Below are 16212 nucleotides of genomic sequence, written 5' to 3'. Positions count from 1 at the left end.
TCAATTACCAGGAGCACTAAATAAATTTCAGTTATTGCACTATTTTAGACGCAGCCTTTCCGGTATACTTCCATCATGTGCACAAGATGCGTATATTTGCAATCTTTTGTGAGTAACCCTGCAAAAAGCAGAGTATTATAAGCCCGAACAACGCACGAAACCTACTACCTCCTATGGAAACTCAAACAGATATTAGGGCTAACATCCTTGATGAAGCCCGGAGCCTCTTTTTTGCACACGGCTATAGCAAGGTGCTGATGGCTGATCTGGCACGACGGCTGGGCATGAGCAAAAAAACGCTTTACCAGTACTTCTCCGGCAAGGAGCATCTCTTACAGGTGATCATGTCCGGGTACCTGGCAGAAACACAGCAGAACGTTGAGCTGATGCTGCAGGACGACACGGCCGATTTCCCCGAAAAGCTAAGCCGTATCTTCAGCTATGTCGGCACCAGGCTACACGCCATTAACGCCTCCTTTATTGCCGATATCAAAAAGAACGCACCTGACAGCTGGCAACTGCTCCAGAAATATAAAACCGATGCCGCTTTTCTGCGCTTCAATTCGTTGCTGGAAGAGGGCGTGCAGCAGGGTCATATTCGTCAGGATGTAAACCGTGCGCTGGCGGTAATACTTTACGCCGGTGCGCTGGAAACGATCTTTAACCCGGATCTTACACGTCAGGTGCCCGGCAGCCTTCTTGCAGAGATGCCCGATGCTCCTGCCGCCATTTTCGACGGGTTACTGAAAGTGATTTTCAACGGTGTATTGAAAGATTAGCCCTCCCCTCCTGATCAACTTAAGGTGTTGCTGAAAGACTGTAACCGAGGTTTAAGCTATACTTAAAAGTCCCTGTATCAGATGGTACAGGGACTTTTTTATTGTTAAAATTTCCGACAACTCTCTAGAGCTGGTCTGTTGCAGCTTTAAGCTGGCGAGCTTGGTTCAGGTGCATACGCAAAATAGGTAACTGGCTGCGGGCGTAGGCCCTGAGATCAGCATCCGGCACCTGCTCGGCGGCGGACTCAAACATCGTAACATTTTCTTCGTGTACCTGCACCTGTATGTCCATGTATTCTTTATCAAACGCAACACCATTTCTGCTGCTCAGTCGGTCGCGGAGCGCTTGCTTCTCCGGGGCCATAGAATCAGGCACTGTAATATTCTTTTGGGCAGCTATTGATTTGAGCTCGATGCGGGCCTGGGTGTGGTCGCTTACCATTTGCTGTGCATACTGCCTCACTTCGGCTGTACTTGCCTTGTTTGCCGCGCTCGTGCTCACCTGTATTTCAAACACATCGCTGCTGGCAGCCTGTTGCACAAACAGCGTGTTTGACACCCTGTCCAGTTCATTTTCAGCATCATCTTCGCAACCAGCAGCTGTCACAAGCACTAGCAGTAAAGCAAGCAGCCTGCAGTTCTGTATCAATCGTTTACTCATTTTAGTTTCTTAAACTGGTGTATGTAACTGAAGAAATAACCATGCAATGAAGTATAAACTGGCAGAGCCTACCTTCCTATAAAGCCTCCACACTTTCTGTTCCGCCACGATCTTTTAAACGGGTTCTTTGACTCGAAGACAATGATTTAAATACGAATAAGCCTACGTACAAATTCATACTTACTTTTCAGGGATGTATTGCCTTAATGTGCGTTATGCTTATCCATTACTCCCCCGTCTTGTTGTATTCACAATAAAGTACAAATTAACCTTTCTATATTCTTCTGAAATAATCCTCTATACTACATTTACATACTCCGTATATACCCGTAATTGCGTCCAATAAACACTGTTTATACATTTCAGCAGCCCCTTCCCCAATTCAACCGCGTTTAAATAGTACAAATCAGCAGACATTATAAAACGTATGCTTTTAGCTGTAACAGTTCAATTTATACTTAACCTTTTAATGGGGTGGCGTCTGCCGGAGGATGGTCTTAATCAAATACCTGATCATGGCCTCTGTGCAAGTATAAACGCTGCTCTTTTATTATACTCTTTACTTATATGGAAATCACGAATCAATCATACATCGGCTTACAGGTCCTCATTGTAGAAGGCTTGATCAAGCAGGAGGCTTTTGCCTCTATCAGGGAAGCGCTAAACAAAGTACCCGCAGGTAAATCAAAACAGCTCTGGATCGACTGCTCCCATTTACAGAAAATCGGTTTGTCCAATATGAGCGTCAGCACATTTGTTGGCAAGCTGCTGGAGCTTCGGAAAGAAGATGCAGAGATCATTCTCTTCGGCATGAGCTCCTTTACAGATCGCTTGTTTAAGCTGCTAAAATTGGAAAATGTGTTCAGACAAGTGCCTACACTGGCCGATGCTTACCTGCTGATAAATGAGCGCGAGAAAATGGCTGTGGCTGACTAAGTGTTAGAAAACAAGCCCCATACCTGCTCTGCCTGTACCAATGCAAGCACTGCAGCGCGTGCAGGCAAGTATAGCAGATAAAGGAGCCGCTTTCAATGCCCTGCAAAATGTAAGAGTAGCCCAGAATGCGGAACGCTGTTGCCGGATCGCGGGCAGAAGCGGCACAGAATCTTGGAAGATAGTATAACCTTTGGTATGGCTATGCTGCAAGGCAGCAGGATGGCGCGGAAACCAAGATTATTGCATAGGAGCACAACCCTCACGTTGGGGATATCCGCTCCAGTAACAGGCACTTAAAGTGTTAGTATGAATTCATAGTTTCGTAGTTTGTTTTATAGAAACAGCAAAGGGAGCTTCCGGGCTCCCTTTGCTGCGTTTGAATGATAGTGCTATACTTACAGGCTCATGGTCAGGATCTGCTCCACGTCGCTCACCTGGATATCGGCGCGCTCCCCAAGGTTTTTCACGCCACGCTGTTCAAACCTGCGCACAATCTCACGGATGGTTTCCTGGTCCACATCGTAGTCTTTCAGTTTCGTGCGGATGTCGAGCGACTCGAAGAAGTTAACGGTGGCCTGTACGGTTGCTTCTATCCTCTCCTCTTCACTGCCTGCGGTTACTCCCCAAACGCGCTCGCCGTACTGCAGTAGTTTCTCCCGCTTGGTTTCCTTTTTATAACGCAGCAGCGACGGCAGTACAATGGCCAGCGTACGGGCATGGTCGATGCCGTGCAGGGCGGTAAGTTCGTGGCCGATCATGTGCGTAGCCCAGTCGGTTGGCACACCTACCCGGATCACACCATTCAGGGCCATGGTAGCGCTCCACATGAAGTTAGCCATGGCATCATAATCGGTTGGGTTAGCCAACACTTTCGGGCCTTCCTCTTTCAGGGTAATAAGTATGGATTCAGCCATACGATCCTGCAGCGGCGCGTTTACCGGGTAGGTCAGGTACTGCTCCAGCACATGGGTAAAAGCATCTACAACACCGTTGCTCAGCTGGCGCGGCGGCAACGTATAGCAGGTCTCCGGATCAAGTATGGAGAACTTCGGGAACGTGAACGGGCTACCGAACGAGAACTTTTCTTTTGTCTCTTCGCGCGTGATCACAGAGCCGGAATTCATTTCGGAACCGGTGGCAGGCAAGGTAAGCACCACGCCAAAAGGTACGGCATGCGTTACCGGTGTCTTTTTGGAGAGAATGTCCCAGGGTTCTTCTCCCTGAAACGGTATGGCTGCCGCTATCAGTTTGGTGCCGTCTATAACCGATCCCCCACCTACTGCCAGCAAGAAATCGATCTGTTCTGCCCTTGCCAGCTCTACTGCTTTCATCAGTGTTTCGTAGCGCGGGTTTGGCTCAATGCCGCTGAACTCGATTACCTTATGGCCTTTCAGCGCGTCCATCACCTGGTCGTATACCTTGTTCTTTTTGATGCTGCCTCCGCCATACGTCATCATAACGCGGGCATCGGCTGGTATTTCTTTGGCAACAGCTTTGATCTCGCCTTTGCCGAAAATGATCTTAACCGGATTATAGAATGTGAAATTGTTCATGTAATTAAGAATACTAATGATGTGTTACTTTTTAACTGTAAATCCGAAGAGCTTGTACTCAAGTATAAGTTAGCGCCCTGCTGCGCTGTAGTCAGCCACTTTTACGAGCTGTTTGCCAATGTTCTCGCCTTTGAACAGGCCCAGGAAAGCATGCGGCAACTGATCAAATCCTTCCAGAACATTCTCTTCGTACTGCAATTTACCTTCTTTTAGCCAGGATGCCAGACCGCTGGCTGCCTCACCGAACCTGTCCACGTAATCACCAACGATAAAGCCTTTCATCAGCGATTTGGTTTTCAGCAGGATGGGCTCTACACGCGGGCCTGTTGGGGGCGACGTGGCGTTGTAAAAAGATATTTGTCCGCAGATGGCAATGCGCGCAAAGTTGTTGAGCAAACTGTAAACGGCATCTGAAATCTCACCGCCTACATTGTCAAAGTATACGTCCACGCCCTTCGGGCAGGCGGCAGCTAATGCCTGCTGTATGTTGCCGGCGGTTTTATAGTTGATGGCTTCGTCAAAGCCCAGGTCCTGCTTCAGGTAACTGATCTTTTCGTCGGAGCCGGCAATGCCAACCACGCGGCAACCTTTTATTTTTGCGATCTGCCCTACCACCGTACCCACAGCACCCGCCGCTCCGGATACTACCACGGTCTCGCCTGGCTTTGGATCGCCTATAAAAAGCAGGCCGCAATAAGCTGTAAGACCCGGCATACCCAATATACCAAGGTGGTAGCTCAGCGGTGCCAGGTTCGGGTCTACAGGGGTCAGGCCTGTACCATCGGAGAGGGAGTACGTCTGCCAGGGCAGGTTGCCCAACACCACGGCACCTTGCGGAAGCCGGCCGTTCCGGCTTTCCACTACCTCGGCTACGACACCTCCCGTAATGGGCTCGTTCAGCTTGTAGGGCGCCACATACGACTTTGCCTCACTCATACGCCCCCGCATGTAAGGGTCAACGGAAATATACAGGGCTTTCAGGAGCACCTGCCCTTCCTGCAATGCGGGGAGGTCTATTTCCGTGAATTTAAAGGTATCGTCGGTGGGCATGCCCTGCGGGCGATTGTTCAGTAAAATGGTTCTTGCTCTCATAGTAAATCTGATCAGGTACAGATTATTTACACGGAGAACAGGAGGCGGGAGTTATTGTTTAGCAGCAGCAACTAATAATGTAAGTATAACTTTATGCTTCACCAAATCGGTGCTGGTGCGAGCTTGCAGCTCGTACTACTTCTATAGCTATACCTTAGCGACAACCATCCTTTCAAGTATAAGTAACAGAACTTAGCCTCATTTTGTCATCCTGCAAGGATCTTGTGAGAAGGGAGATTAAGCTTTTGCTACGGGCAAGGTATACCCAAGGCTGAAGTATATTTTGGCTTCATTTATACTTTTAAGTACAGCCCGACACACTCTATACTTGGCCTTCGCTTCGTTGCTCCCCTTCATTCTCAGTTTTATGCTTTTATACTTTCATAGCTTCAATGACGAGGCGCCTCATGGGAAAACCTGAAAAGCTCTTCTTTCAATAGGAAGGATAAAAAGTATACTTACTCACTAACTTGAAGTGATATTCCGGGGTGATTTCAAGTATACAATATCTAATGCCGAATAATCCGACCGTCTTCCATCTCGATGATGCGGCCGCTGCGTTCGGCAAAGCTTTGGTCGTGGGTAACGATGAGCAGGGTTTGGTTGTGCAGTTCGGCCAGTTCCTTGAAAATCTCGAAAACGTGCTCGCTGTTTTTAGTATCCAGGTTGCCGGTAGGTTCATCGCCCATGATAATGTGCGGATCGTTGATGAGGGCGCGCGCAATGGCTACCCGCTGCTTTTCGCCGCCGGAAATGCGGTAGGCCTTCTGCACTGCCAGGTGCTCAATGCCCAGCATCTTTAGCCGTTCCATGGCCCGGTGCTCCACTTCCTCTTCGCTGTACCTGTTCAGCTTTAAGCCGGGCAGCATCACGTTCCGGAGCACTGTAAACTCGTTGAGCAGGTAGTGGAACTGGAACACGAACCCGATCTTCTCGTTACGAACGCGCGCCAGTTCTGCATCGCTCCTGCCCGTCATCAGCTCCTGGTCTATCAGCAACTCTCCTTCGTAATCGGTATCCATGGTAGACAGGATGTAGAGCAGCGTAGACTTGCCACAACCCGACTTGCCGATGACCGACACAAACTCCCCCTTGTTCACGGAAAACGTAATGTCCGTAAGTACCTGCACCGTTACCGGGTCGTGAAACTCTTTGTTGATGTGCCGTGCCTCCAGTATGATGTCCTGCATGTTACTTGCCTCTAATGATCTCTACAGGGTCTACCCTGCTGGCTTTTCGGGCCGGGAAGAAGCCTGCCAGGTACGTGGTGATCAGGGAAAAAGTGCCGCCTATAAAATAAAAAACAGGGCTATAATCGACCGGATAGGTTTTGATGGTTGGCAGTGCCGCCGTGTTAAACGGTATGTTATCGATGATCACGGAAAAGATAAAGCCAAACACCAGGCCCACCATGCCGCCAAAGAAACCAATGCTCATCGAGATCAGCAGGAACACCCGGTTTACATCCCGGCCCGAAAAACCGGTGGCTTTCAGGATTGCAATAGAATCCATCTTCTCGTAGATCATCATGTTGAGGATGTTGAAGATACCGAAGCCTGCCACTACAAGCAACGTAACGCCCACCGCATACGAAATTATCGTCCGGATATTACTGCCTGTTTCGAACTGCGCGTTAGCGGTCTGTATGTCTTCGGCATCTATATCGAACTTTTGCCTGTACTCCTGTGCTACTGCCGGCGCCATTTTCAGGTCCTGCAGTTTTACCTGGATATCGGTAATGTAATTGGCCGGCTTGCCCTCCAGTTTCTGCGTGGTAACGATAGAGGCATAGCTCTGTACTTTATCTATTTCCTGGATACCCGACTGAAAATAGCCGACCACCTTCAGCGGGAAGCGCTCGCCTTCCACTGTGGTTACCTGCACCACATCGCCAATGTCGGCCACCAGGATGTCGGCCAGTCCCTTGCCCAGTATAATGCTGTTGGCCACGTTTTTGGCATCGATGGCGGAGCCGGCCGTTACGTAATCCTGGAAATTGAAAAGCCGCATCTCTTCTTCTACATCCACCCCATTGATAACGCCCGTGATATCGATGGTGCCTTCGTTGAAGAATACCTGCGTAGTTAGCTTTGGCGCTACGCCTACTACCCGTGGGTCGGTTTTAACCGCCTGTATGATAGGCCCGCTGTTGTAGATCTCCTGCCGGGAAATGCCTGATTTTACGGAGCTGATGAAGTTGTAGGAGTTTGCATACTCGGGAGATTCGTTAACGGGCTGGTTTTCGCTTGGCTTTATTTCGTTGTAGAGGCGCACGTGGGGTGTGCGGTTCAGGATGAGGCCATCGAGCAGGTCGTTGAGGCCGTTCATGAAGCTGAGCAGCGTAATGAACATGGCAATACTGAACGTAACACCAACAGCCGCTACCAGCGTCTGCCCCAGCCGGGCCAGCAGCAGCGACTTTGCTATCCCGAAAATGAGTTTTGTATTCATTCTGCCGGTTTTACGATCACATCATCCTTCGTCAGTCCATCCAGTATTTCTACCTTTTTATAGTCTTTCAGACCGGTTTTCACCTGCACTCTTTTGCCATCTTCCGTCATCACATACGAGCCGTCTAGCAGGTACTCGCGCGGGATAAGAAGCGCGTTCTTTTTAGCCTGTATGATGATGTTGGCTTCGGTGGTAAGGTTCGGGTAAAGCGCAGGTGGTTTGGTAACAAAACTGGCTTCCACGGTAAAGGAGCGCGTACGCTCGTTCATTGCCGGGTTGATCTTGTATACTTTGCCCTCGAACACCTGCCCTTTGTAGCTGTCCAGGTTCAGCAGCACTTTCTGCCCGATCTTTACACGTGCAATGTCGTATTCATCTACCTGCAGCTCAAGTATAAATTCGTTCGCATCTCCGATTACCGCTACCGGTATCTGCGGGCTCACCATCTCTCCTTTCTCCTTCAGAACACTGTATACTTTGCCGTTGGTTTCGCTTTTAACGGTATAGTCCTCAGCCATGGTCTCGCTTATCTGCAGGCTTTTCTGCGATTGCCGGGCGGCAAAGTTCAGCTGCTTTTTAAGGTCGTTGTACCGAAGTATGGCCGAGCGGTAGCTTGTAACAGAATTTTCATAATTGAGCTCCCGCTGTTCCAGTTCTACGCGGGTGCCGATCTGTTTGGCCCACAAATTACGCTGCCTTACCAGCAGCAGCGAGTCGTTCTGCTTTTTGATCCGGGCCAGTTCTATGGCTTCCTTCAGTTCGTTCAGTTTTTCGGCATTGGCGCTGACGCGGGCGTATTCGGCAGCTATGCGGGCATTTTCGGTGCTTAAGCGGGCCTCTTCATTTTCCACTTTCATCAACGGCTGCCCTTTCTTCACCACATCGCCTTCTGTAACAAAAATCTGTTGTATGTTGCCACTCACTTTCGGAAAAAGCTGGTACTGATCACGGCTCTTCACCACTCCCGAGGCATACACCGATTCCGAAATATCCTCCACTGTTGGCTGCGTTTTCTCCTGCTTTCCAGTGCAGGCAGCCAGTACAAGAAGTATAAAGGCAAATCGGAAGTATAGTTTCATCTGTCGGTTCTTGTGTAGCTCGAGCAAGTATACTTATACTTTTGATTTTAAGTATGAGGTGTGATTTTTACCCACCCCTGCCCCTCCAGGGAGGGGAATCCCTGGAGGGGTAGCAGGCAGCTATACCTATACTTTCGCCAGCTCCTGAAGCATTGGCACGTTCTGCTGGTACGTACTCAGGAACAAGCTTAGCTTATCCATGGTTTGGCTTAGCTCCTGCAACTCCGGCAGGTACACAATCCGGAAGTGGTCGGGCTGCTGCCAGTTAAAGCCGCTGCCCTGCACCAGCAATACGTGCTGCTCGCGCAGGAAATCAAGTACAAACTGCTGGTCGTCCTGTATGTTATACTTCCTTACATCGATCTTCGGGAAGAGGTAAAAAGCACCTTTCGGCTTTACGCAGGTAATACCGGGTATGGAGGTAAGCTTTTCGTAGCAGATGTCGCGCTGCTGGCGCAGGCGGCCAGTTGGCAGCACCAGGTCGTTTATACTTTGGTGTCCTTCCAACGCTACTTTTATGGCATACTGCGCCGGCACGTTGCTGCACACCCGCAAGCTGGCCAGCGTGTTCAGGCCGTCGATGTAAGAGGCAGCCTTTGCCTTGTTGCCACTCACGACCATCCAGCCGGCCCGGAAGCCTGCCGCCAGGTAATTTTTAGACAAGCCGCTAAACGTAACGGTCAGGGTCTCATCAGAGAACGTGGCAGTCGGGTAATGCTTGGTATCGTCGTACAGTATCTTGTCGTAGATCTCATCCGAAAACACGACCAGGTTATGCTGCGCCGCCAGCTGCACCAGTTCCTGCAGCAGTTCCGGGGTGTAAACGGCACCCGTCGGGTTGTTTGGGTTGATGATGACAATAGCCCGGGTGCGGCTCGTGATCTTGCTGCGGATATCTTTCAGATCCGGGTTCCAGTCCGATGCTTCGTCGCAGAGGTAATGCACGGCTTTGCCTCCCGAAAAGCGCACGGCTGCCGTCCAGAGCGGGTAATCCGGCGAGGGCACCAGCACTTCGTCGCCATCGTTCAGCAAACCCTGCACCGCATGAAGTATAAGTTCGCTTACACCGTTTCCAATCGAAATATCGTCGGTATGGATGCCGTGTATGCCTTTGCCGATATAGTAATTCCGGATGGCCTCGCGGGCTGCCAGTATGCCTTTGTGGTCGGAGTAGCCTTGAGCTGGGTGCAGGTTGGCCACTACGCTTTGTATTACCTCTTCAGAAGCGGTAAAGCCAAAAGGTGTCGGGTTACCAATATTCAGTTTTGTAATGCGGTGGCCCTGCAGTTCCAGTTGCTTTGCCTGCTCGTATATTGGCCCGCATAGTTCGTAATGAACCGCATCGAGCCGGGTGCTGCGTTGTATCATCTAAGTATGAATTTCTTCTCAAAAGTAATGCTTTGGCATCACCAAAACCAAGCTGTTCAGGCTTCTGCTTCAAAACATATTTACCTAGTGCGAACACAGGATATTCTTCTTTTAATTCCGCCTGTCTCAACAAGTTTTTGTTTTGCTCCGGGAAAAGATAAAGTACTCACCCCTGAAGTATAAACAGAGCCACTGCTTGCAGCAAAGTATAAAAAAAGCACCTGCCGTGTAGCAGGTGCTTTTTTCAGGCCATGTTTTAAGTACTACAGCTGGTCTGTTTTGGCTTTAAGGACCTGCGCGTGGTCCAGGTGCCTGCGCAGTATTGGCAGTTGCTGCTCAGCAAAGGCCCTCAGGTTCTGGTCTTCGAGCTGGTCGGCAGCTTTTTCGTACAGGTTTATGGCATCTTCGTGTGCCTGCAGCTGTATGTTGGCAAAGTCCTTATCAAAGGCAACGCCGGTTCTGCCGGCAAGTTTGTCCAGGATAAGAGCTCTGTCCTGAGGCAGGGTGGTTGGTTCCTCAATCCCTTTCTGCCGGGCCAGTGTTCTCAACTGCGTACGGGATGCAGTATGGTCGTTCAGCAGTTCCTGGGCAAACTCCTGCACCTCCCGCATGGTAGATTTCTGCAGAGCAAGGTTAGCAGTCTCGATCTCAAAGGTGTCGCTGGTAGCAGCCTGCTCCACAAATTCTGCCGAAGTCATCACATCTATCTGATCATCATCGTCGTCGTCATCGCAGGCTGAAAAGCCAATGAATGGCACTAACAGCAGCAGAAGTTTCCAACCTTGTAATTTCATTTCTCTCATAGCTTCATCTTTAAAGTGGATAAAAAACAGTATCAGAGGTCACAGGCGCTCTGCCCTCGTTACCTCGGTTACTTTAACGGATTGCCAGGCTTTGCAGATAAAAAGCCAATACGGATACCACCTCCGCATAAACACCCAATTGTTAAATCAAGATATATTGATGATCAGCGGCTATAAGACAAAAGCAAATTTATACTTCGGGCTCGGATCCGTCCGGACCATCAGCGCTATCGGGGAATCGGTGTCCTGTTTCAGGCTCTACCTGTTTAATGATGTAGCTGCCATCCTGTTGCAACCGAACCAGGTACAGCACATCAAATCCTTCGGCTAAAGCTGGCTTCTGCAACCTTTTAAGCGTACCGAAAACCCCTTTGTCCGGAACTACAAATCTGCCGCTACGCCGGCTGTTGCGTACCAGTGCCTCCTTTACGCTTGTCTCGAAGAAATAACCTACTACCTCATACCTGGCCGCTTTAGCCAGCCCGATGTACTTCTGCCGTTCCGCTGCAGTGGGGTTGGTATTGTCTACTACAAAGCGCATTTGGGTGCTCAAGCAGGCTTCCAGCAGGAGGTTCTCGCGGTTACGGGTGCGCAGCAGATCCAGGCTGATGCGCACGTGCGTGTTAAAGAAATGCTCCTTGTAGAAAGTAGATTTCCCGCTGGCCTGTATCCCACAAAATATAACTGCCTGCATGCACTTGCTCTGTTTTGATTTTATTACCTGTTACACAGGCTGTTTCGTTTCAACTTGAACAAAATACTAAAATTATTAGTATAAAATACCAACTATATTAGCAAAACCTATATATTTGAGCCGTGTGTCACAAGAGACGAAAGAAAATCAACTATGGAAAAAATACATACACCCTTCACCCTACCCTACACTTTGGAGTTATTGCCGCTGCCCGAATTACTGGAGCTGCCTCTCAGCCGCGACTACGTAGCCGCCGGTTTTCCGTCGCCTGCCGATGATTACCTGGAAGATAAAGTAAACCTGCAGCACGTGCTCATCCGGAACCCTACGGCCACGTACCTGGTGCGGGTGCGGGGCGAGTCGATGCGCGACGCCCGCCTGCACGATGGCGACATACTGGTAGTAGACCGCTCGCTGAAGCCATCCGACGGACACATTATTATAGGCGTAGTAGACGGCGAGTTTACCGTAAAACGGCTCCTGTGCAAAGGCACGCGCATGTTCCTGCAACCGGCCAACGAAGCGTATCCGCCTATCGAGATCACAGACGAAATGGATTTTAAACCGTGGGGCGTTGTGGTTTGGTCGCTGCACAAAATTAACGGACAGCCATGACCAGCCTGTTTGCTTTAGTAGACTGCAATAACTTTTATGCTTCCTGCGAGCGGGTGTTCGATCCGAAGCTGGAAGGCAAGCCTATTGTGGTGCTCTCCAATAACGATGGCTGCATCATTGCCCGATCAAACGAAGCCAAGGCATTGGGCATACAGATGGGAGAACCTGCTTTTAAGGCAAAAGACGTGATAGAGCAGCACGATGTGCAGGTATTCAGCAGCAACTATACGTTGTATGGCGATATGTCGGCGCGGGTGATGCAGACGCTGGCACAGTTTACGCCTAACCTGGAAGTATACTCTATCGACGAAGCCTTTCTGGACCTGGGCAACTTCTATGGCCGTGACCTGAACCATTATGCGCAGGAAATGCGCAATACGGTAAAAACCTGGACAGGTATACCGGTGTCGGTGGGCATAGCACCGACCAAAACGCTGGCTAAGCTGGCTAACCGGCTGTCCAAGAAGTCGAAGAAGGCAGATGGTGTATTGGTGCTGACAGACGAGCGGCATATAGAAGAGGCACTGCGGCGTACCGAAGTAGGCGATGTGTGGGGCATCGGGCGGCGCTATGCCCAGAAGCTTGCCGGCTTTGGTATTCATACGGCCCTGGATTTGCGCAACGCTTCTGATGCATTTGTAAAGAAGAACATGACGGTGGTAGGGCTGCGCACGGTGCGGGAGTTGCGCGGCGAGGCCTGCCTGGACCTCGAACTGGTGGCGCCTAACAAGCAGAACATCTGTACTTCCCGCTCTTTCGGCCAGTCGGTTAGCAGTTTGTCGGAGTTGCAGGAGGCAACGGCCAACTATGCCTCGCGCTGTGCGGCTAAGCTGCGCAGGCAGAAAAGCTGCGCCGGTGCCATTACGGTGTTTCTGCAGACCAACCAGTTTCGGGACGAGCCACAGTATTTCAACAGCAAAACCATTGCGCTGCCCACCGCCAGCAACAGCACGCTGGAATTGCTGCACTACGCCAACCTCGCTTTGCAGGCCCTTTACCGCGAAGGCTACAAGTATAAAAAGAGTGGTGTGATCGTGTCGGAGCTGCGGCCGCAGAACCAGGTACAGGCCTCCCTGCTCGACACCGTAGACCGCGACAAGCACCAGCGCCTGATGCAAGCCTTGGACAAGCTCAACAGCGCCTGGGGCCGCGACAAAGTAACCTGCGCCGCCCAGGGCACCACCCGTCCCTGGCAACTCAAGTGCGAGAAGAAGTCGCCGTGTTATACTACGAGGTTAGGGCAGTTGCTGTATGTTGGGGTAGGGTGAAGCATTATTCGGCCATCAGGGCGGTCTATAAACTTTTAACAGCTGCTTCTAAACTTTATAATTCCTTTGCTCTTTGTTGGCTTTCGCCTCGCCGGCTAGGCCTTACTTTTCTCCTTGATGAGAAAAGTAAGCAAAAGAATCAAGACGATTTTGAACTCGCTGAACGCTCAAACAAAAAATCGTCAGTAGGGCACATGGCTGTAGCCTTTGCTCTGTAACTATTGCCTTAATGCCCCTATAGTCCCCTCAAGGGAACACTACTTGTTGAAGTTGCATAGCAGCTTACGAAGCAGTATTGTTTCCAGTCCTTGGGTTGAGCGCCTATGCGAGTTTTTCCGGTATCGCGCGAGCGATATTGCGACGTAGGAGCAAAGGAAAAGCTCGCATAGGCGCTCAAACCAAGGACGAGGCCGCCCGGCCTAGGAGGGCACCAAAGTATAAAATGAAAATTTAGGCAAGTAAGACTGAGGAAAACAGGAAACTACAAAGCGAAGGCTTATCAGCTACAAGTATAAAAAGCCAGCTTGAAGTTTTATAAGATTTCCCGCTGTGCTCGAAATGACAAAAATTATAACCATGAAAGCAGAAGAATATTTGAAAGGACGAGGCGCACAGTATAACCCTGCGAACCCCTACCTGAAACAAGAATACGTAGCAGACCACATCGAAGGGCTGGACGAGCCCATGCTCTCCAACTCCAAGACAGAATACTTTACAGAGAACCCGAAAAAGATTGTGAACCGGATCGACAGCCCAGACCTGGGCCTCTCCTACTCCATGAACCCCTACCAGGGCTGCGAGCACGGCTGCATTTACTGTTATGCCCGTAACACGCACCAGTACTGGGGCTATGGCGCCGGACTGGATTTTGAGCGTAAGATCATCATCAAAGAGAATGCGCCGGAAGTGCTGGCGGCACAGCTAGAGCACCCCAAGTGGCAGGTAATGCCCATCATGCTGGCCGGCAACACCGACTGCTACCAACCTATTGAAGCAAAGAAACAGCTTACCAGGCGTATGCTGGAAGTATTGCTGCAGTACCGTCACCCGGTCAGTATCATCACCAAAAACGCCCTCATCCTCCGCGACCTGGACCTGCTGCAGGAACTCAATAAACTCGACCTGGTGCACGTTAACATCAGCATTACCACCTTGGATGAAAAGCTGCGGCAGAAACTGGAGCCTCGTACCGCCTCCGGCGCTAAACGGCTGCAGGTAGTAAAGCAATTAACAGATGCCGGCATTCCGGTGAATGTCATGGTAGCGCCCGTTATACCCGGCCTGAATGACTACGAGATTCCGGAGATCATTAAACGAGTAGCCGAAGCAGGTGCCAGCAACGCAGCTTATACTATTGTTCGCTTGAACGGAAATATTGGCCCTATTTTCGAAGACTGGATACGGCAGGCGTACCCCGACCGGGCTGAGAAGGTACTCAGCCAGATTGCAGATTGCCACGGCGGCAGCCTTAACGACAGCCGATTTGGCGTGCGCATGCACGGCGAAGGGCAGTTTGCCAGCACGATAAACAAGCTGTTCAGAATGAGCCGCCAGAAATACATGCAGGGGCGCAGCATGAAGCCTTATAACTATACCCACTTCTGCACCCGCGCCGGCAAGCAACTGGGCCTCTTCTAAAAGAGAAACGGGTGCAAGCCCTGCGCCTGCACCCGTCTCAGCAATTTACACAAACACTAAACTATCTTTGACCCTACTGAAAAACCTGTTAATCACTGCTTTTGGAGAATGGCTTATCTAAGTTGACCCTAAGAAGTATATCATCCTCAGCCCCGCCAGGTTGTTATCCGCCCGTAAAGCATACTTAAGTCCTACGGGTCAAGTTAGTTCATGTTATTCAATAAACCAATATTTAAAATTGTTTAAATGCAATAATATAGAAGTATAAAGGTATAGCTGTACAGCTATTTACTACCTCAAAAGGCCGGCAAGCAAATTTTGTAATTCGCACGAGTCTAAATGCAACGTTATACAAAGCAGAAGCACGTACAACATTTCGCGTTGCAGCAAGTATACGGAACGGGTAAATCATCCCTGCAATCGCCCTTACAGAGCCTGTATGAACAACGGAAAAGACATTGTAGCAGAAAGCTGGCTGGAACTACAGTCTGCTTTGTTTGACCATAGCTGGAATGACGACCTCTCACGTTTCCGGTCATCGTATGTATACCGGGGCACCTGGAGTAAAAACTTCGACCTGAGCACCAGCATTACGCGCCTGGGCAACCGGTATAGCGAACTGGAACAACACATTCTGCGCAATTTCAGAAAGTATGCCCATAACAACGCCTCTCCGGGCGACAGCGTCTGGAACTGGCTGGCAGTAGCACAACACCACGGCCTTCCTACCCGCCTGCTGGACTGGACCTACTCCCCTTACGTTGCCCTGCACTTTGCCACACAAGATTTGTCGAAGTACGATGAAGACGGTGTAGTATGGTGCATTAATTATGTTAAGTCGACAGAACACCTGCCTACCCAACTGAAGAAGGCAATCCAGGAAGAAGGGTCGAATGTATTCACGGCAGAAGTGCTGCAGTCGGTATGCCCATCGCTGAAGGACCTTGGAAAAATGCAGGAAGAGGAATTTGTGCTGTTCCTGGAGCCACCGTCGCTGGATGCCCGCATCATGCACCAGTATGCGCTTTTTTCCATGATGTCGAACGTGACGTCGGAACTGACCCAATGGCTGAAGCAACATCCGGAGCTATACTTCCGAATCATCATCCCGGCGCAGCTCAAATGGGAAATTCGCGATAAACTCGACCAGGCCAACATCACGGAGCGGGTACTTTTTCCGGGTCTTACAGGGCTAAGCCAGTGGCTTAAAAGGCATTACACTCAGAGGTAAAATCAGGCAAAACTTTTTTCCTAAAAAATGACCCGAAAGCAGGT

General features: G+C 50.2%; 17 protein-coding genes. 8 read left to right on the top strand and 9 right to left on the bottom strand.

Translation table 11 applies throughout. From position 1 onward, the window contains the following. Positions 1 to 173 precede the first annotated feature (173 nt). Positions 174 to 779 carry a TetR/AcrR family transcriptional regulator gene (locus MJ611_RS09010; protein WP_250429345.1) on the top strand — a complete coding sequence of 202 codons (606 nt, stop codon included), beginning with the start codon at positions 174 to 176 and terminating at the stop codon, positions 777 to 779. Positions 780 to 903: 124 nt separating this feature from the next. On the opposite strand, the gene MJ611_RS09005 is transcribed toward MJ611_RS09010, so the two are convergent. Then, positions 904 to 1440 carry a DUF4142 domain-containing protein gene (locus tag MJ611_RS09005; protein WP_250429344.1) on the bottom strand — a complete coding sequence of 179 codons (537 nt, stop codon included), beginning with the start codon at positions 1438 to 1440 and terminating at the stop codon, positions 904 to 906. Between the two features lie 567 nt (positions 1441 to 2007). On the opposite strand from MJ611_RS09005, the gene MJ611_RS09000 reads away from it, so the two are divergent. After that, positions 2008 to 2376: an STAS domain-containing protein gene (locus MJ611_RS09000; protein ID WP_250429343.1), complete on the top strand. Its 369-nt coding sequence runs from the start codon at positions 2008 to 2010 to the stop codon at positions 2374 to 2376. 40 nt (positions 2377 to 2416) lie between these two features. Next, positions 2417 to 2563: a hypothetical protein gene (locus tag MJ611_RS08995; protein ID WP_250429342.1), complete on the top strand. Its 147-nt coding sequence runs from the start codon at positions 2417 to 2419 to the stop codon at positions 2561 to 2563. A gap of 208 nt (positions 2564 to 2771) precedes the next feature. Here MJ611_RS08995 and MJ611_RS08990 read toward each other — a convergent pair whose 3' ends face one another. From MJ611_RS08990 to MJ611_RS08965, 6 genes are all read right to left on the bottom strand, one after another. Beyond that, the gene (locus MJ611_RS08990) at positions 2772 to 3929 is read right to left on the bottom strand and encodes an iron-containing alcohol dehydrogenase (protein ID WP_250429341.1); all 1158 of its coding nucleotides are present in this window, start codon (positions 3927 to 3929) and stop codon (positions 2772 to 2774) included. A 69-nt stretch (positions 3930 to 3998) separates the two neighbouring features. Then, positions 3999 to 5021, bottom strand: a complete 1023-nt coding sequence (locus tag MJ611_RS08985) for an NADP-dependent oxidoreductase (RefSeq protein WP_250429340.1) — start codon at positions 5019 to 5021, stop codon at positions 3999 to 4001. A 509-nt stretch (positions 5022 to 5530) separates the two neighbouring features. Further along, a complete protein-coding gene (locus MJ611_RS08980) occupies positions 5531 to 6211 on the bottom strand; it encodes an ABC transporter ATP-binding protein (RefSeq protein WP_250429339.1) in 681 nt (226 codons plus the stop codon). Position 6212: 1 nt separating this feature from the next. Then, entirely contained in the window at positions 6213 to 7472 is a 1260-nt protein-coding gene (locus MJ611_RS08975) for an ABC transporter permease (RefSeq protein WP_250429338.1), read from the bottom strand. Further along, the gene (locus MJ611_RS08970; RefSeq protein ID WP_250429337.1) at positions 7469 to 8578 is read right to left on the bottom strand and encodes an efflux RND transporter periplasmic adaptor subunit; all 1110 of its coding nucleotides are present in this window, start codon (positions 8576 to 8578) and stop codon (positions 7469 to 7471) included. The genes MJ611_RS08975 and MJ611_RS08970 overlap by 4 nt, the downstream gene beginning before the upstream one ends. A 99-nt stretch (positions 8579 to 8677) precedes the next feature. Then, on the bottom strand, positions 8678 to 9919 hold the full coding sequence (locus MJ611_RS08965; RefSeq protein ID WP_250429336.1) for a pyridoxal phosphate-dependent aminotransferase: 1242 nt from the start codon (positions 9917 to 9919) through the stop codon (positions 8678 to 8680). Positions 9920 to 9925: 6 nt separating this feature from the next. Here MJ611_RS08965 and MJ611_RS08960 point away from each other — a divergent pair, with 6 nt between their 5' ends. Further along, the gene (locus tag MJ611_RS08960; RefSeq protein ID WP_250429335.1) at positions 9926 to 10102 is read left to right on the top strand and encodes a hypothetical protein; all 177 of its coding nucleotides are present in this window, start codon (positions 9926 to 9928) and stop codon (positions 10100 to 10102) included. 80 nt (positions 10103 to 10182) lie between these two features. Here the strand turns inward: MJ611_RS08960 and MJ611_RS08955 are convergent, their stop codons facing one another. Both MJ611_RS08955 and MJ611_RS08950 read right to left on the bottom strand, forming a co-directional pair. After that, on the bottom strand, positions 10183 to 10713 hold the full coding sequence (locus tag MJ611_RS08955; RefSeq protein ID WP_250429334.1) for a DUF4142 domain-containing protein: 531 nt from the start codon (positions 10711 to 10713) through the stop codon (positions 10183 to 10185). Positions 10714 to 10912: 199 nt separating this feature from the next. Then, the gene (locus MJ611_RS08950; protein ID WP_250429333.1) at positions 10913 to 11416 is read right to left on the bottom strand and encodes an AAA family ATPase; all 504 of its coding nucleotides are present in this window, start codon (positions 11414 to 11416) and stop codon (positions 10913 to 10915) included. Positions 11417 to 11569: 153 nt separating this feature from the next. On the opposite strand from MJ611_RS08950, the gene MJ611_RS08945 reads away from it, so the two are divergent. The 4 genes from MJ611_RS08945 (at position 11570) to MJ611_RS08930 (ending at position 16168) form a co-directional block, all read left to right on the top strand. Next, entirely contained in the window at positions 11570 to 12031 is a 462-nt protein-coding gene (locus MJ611_RS08945) for a LexA family protein (RefSeq protein ID WP_250429332.1), read from the top strand. After that, on the top strand, positions 12028 to 13299 hold the full coding sequence (locus MJ611_RS08940) for a Y-family DNA polymerase (protein ID WP_250429331.1): 1272 nt from the start codon (positions 12028 to 12030) through the stop codon (positions 13297 to 13299). The genes MJ611_RS08945 and MJ611_RS08940 overlap by 4 nt, the downstream gene beginning before the upstream one ends. Before the next feature lie 576 nt (positions 13300 to 13875). Further along, positions 13876 to 14937 carry a PA0069 family radical SAM protein gene (locus MJ611_RS08935; RefSeq protein ID WP_250429330.1) on the top strand — a complete coding sequence of 354 codons (1062 nt, stop codon included), beginning with the start codon at positions 13876 to 13878 and terminating at the stop codon, positions 14935 to 14937. A 439-nt stretch (positions 14938 to 15376) separates the two neighbouring features. Beyond that, the gene (locus MJ611_RS08930) at positions 15377 to 16168 is read left to right on the top strand and encodes an FRG domain-containing protein (protein ID WP_250429329.1); all 792 of its coding nucleotides are present in this window, start codon (positions 15377 to 15379) and stop codon (positions 16166 to 16168) included. Positions 16169 to 16212 lie beyond the last annotated feature (44 nt).

Source organism: Pontibacter ruber (assembly GCF_023630205.1).
In the GTDB taxonomy this organism is placed as follows: Bacteria; Bacteroidota; Bacteroidia; order Cytophagales; family Hymenobacteraceae; genus Pontibacter; species Pontibacter ruber.
Note: the sequence above shows the minus strand (reverse complement) of the source record. Positions and strands in the feature narration are given on the sequence as shown.